Origin of the sequence: Streptomyces sp. NPDC057654 (genome assembly GCF_042800135.1) — a bacterium.
Taxonomy (GTDB): domain Bacteria; phylum Actinomycetota; class Actinomycetes; order Streptomycetales; family Streptomycetaceae; genus Streptomyces.
In genome coordinates this window covers 1-1,575 of record NZ_JBHVHQ010001310.1, presented here as the reverse complement: position 1 = coordinate 1,575, position 1,575 = coordinate 1, and the positions used below count along the sequence as shown (strand labels likewise).

1 protein-coding gene and 1 pseudogene are annotated in these 1,575 nt (G+C 74.3%); both read left to right on the top strand.

Annotated elements, in window-relative coordinates; all coding sequences use genetic code 11:
- On the top strand, window positions 1-944 hold a 944-nt coding region (locus ACFU99_RS43125; protein ID WP_384404114.1), incomplete at its 5' end, for a DEAD/DEAH box helicase.
- 14 nt (window positions 945-958) lie between these two features.
- Window positions 959-1,575 (top strand): annotated as a pseudogene (locus ACFU99_RS43120) (SWF or SNF family helicase); the annotation flags it as partial.

Genomic DNA, 1,575 nt, shown 5'->3' with positions numbered 1-1,575 from the left:
AGAACAATCTGTCCGAGCTGTGGGCGATCCTCGACTGGACGACGCCGGGGCTGCTCGGTCCGCTGGCCCGGTTCCGTACCCGCTACGCGCAGGCCGTGGAGAGCGGCGCGGACCCGGCCGCCGGGGAGCGGCTGGCCCGGCTCGTCGGGCCGTTCCTGCTGCGCCGCCGCAAGTCCGATCCGGGCATCGCCCCGGAGCTGCCGCCCAAGACCGAGACGGACCGGGCGGTCGCGCTCACCAAGGAGCAGGCCGGGCTGTACGAGGCCGTGGTGCGCGAGATGATGGCGGAGGTGGCCGCGGCGGACGGCATGCGGCGCCGCGGCCTGATCGTGAAGCTGCTGACCGGCCTCAAACAGGTCTGCAACCACCCGGCGCAGTACCTCAAAGAAGGCGGCGGCACCCGGGTCCAGGGCCGTTCGGGCAAGGTGGAGCTGCTCGACGAGCTGCTGGACACGATCCTCGCGGAGGGCGCGAGCGTGCTGGTCTTCACGCAGTACGTGCGGATGGCGCGGCTGCTGGAGGAGCACCTGGCGGCGCGCGGGGTGGCGGCGCAGTTCCTGCACGGCGGTACGTCCGTGGCCGGGCGCGAGGAGATGGTGCGCCGGTTCCAGGACGGCGAGGTCCCGGTGTTCCTGCTGTCGCTGAAGGCGGCGGGCACGGGCCTGAACCTGACGCGCGCCGGGCATGTCGTGCACTTCGACCGCTGGTGGAACCCGGCCGTCGAGGCGCAGGCCACCGACCGGGCGTACCGCATCGGCCAGACCCAGCCGGTGCAGGTGCACCGGCTGATCGCGGAGGGCACGATCGAGGACCGGATCGCCGGCATGCTGGCGCGCAAGCAGGCGCTGGCCGACGCGGTGCTGGGGTCGGGCGAGGCCGCGCTGAGTGAGCTGAGCGACGCCGAGCTGGCGGAGCTCGTCGAGTTGAGGGGGGCCGCCCGATGAGCGGGGCACGAGGCATGACAGGTGAACTCGGGGGCGGGGAGCGGACGTTCGCGGCGCTGCCGCCCGCGCAGGGGCGCGGCTTCGCGCGCAGCTGGTGGGGGCTGGCGTGGCTGAAGGCGCTGGAGGACACGGCGCTGGACGGCCGGCAGCTGAAGAGGGGGCGGCAGCGGGCGCGGGAGGGCGCGGTGGGCGCCGTGTCGGTGCGGCCGGGGCGGATCACGGCCGTGGTGCGGGACCGGGACGGAACGCAGGTCCGTTCCGACGTGCTGGTGCAGGTGCTGTCGGACGGCGACTGGGACCGGCTGCTGGAGATGGCGGCGGACCGGGCGGGGCACATCGCGGCGTTGCTGGACCGCGACATGCCGCCGGACCTGGCGGAGGATGCCGCGGCCCGCGGCATCCAACTGCTGCCGGAGATAGGCGACTTGGAACCGGAGTGCGGCTGCGAGGCGTGGGACCACTGCCCGCATTCGGCGGCGTTGTGCTACCAGGTGGCGCGACTGCTGGACCAGGACCCGTTCGTACTGCTGCTGATGCGCGGCCGGGGCGAGCGCGAGCTGCTGGACGAGTTGCAGCGGCGCAGCGCGGCGCACGCGGAGGGGAGCCGCTCGGCGGGCGGCCCGGCCGCCGA